Annotated in this window: 1 protein-coding gene; it reads left to right on the forward strand. The window is 44.0% G+C overall.

The genetic code is table 11. From position 1 onward, the window contains the following. Window positions 1–109: 109 nt before the first annotated feature. The coding region (locus PH558_RS34170) for a hypothetical protein (protein WP_285208576.1) at window positions 110–343 on the forward strand (234 nt) is incomplete at its 3' end.

Consider the following 343-nt stretch of genomic DNA (forward strand, 5'->3'; position numbering starts at 1 on the left):
GCCCCCCTCCCATCAAACAAGTCGCGAAAAATCCAAGCCTCCGGCATCAGCACATAATTTTGACGCACTCAAAAATACGGTATCCTTTTAGGAATATGGAGGATCAGAAATGCTACGTTCTAACATCATTGATGCTGCAATTTCCGTGGAAGACCTGATAACCAAATTAGGCGGTACGGGGCGTGGGCTACGTGAAAAAACCAACAGTATAAGCCACCTGCTTGAACCAAGTTACGTAAAAAAAATCAACATGATAGCGACAGTTCGTAACAAAGCCGCGCACGAACAAGTCCTCCCTACAAATATTCAGGATTTTGAACGTGCCATATCAGAAGTAAAAGAC

The organism is Rhizobium pantanalense (genome assembly GCF_030182525.1).
Taxonomy (GTDB): domain Bacteria; phylum Pseudomonadota; class Alphaproteobacteria; order Rhizobiales; family Rhizobiaceae; genus Rhizobium.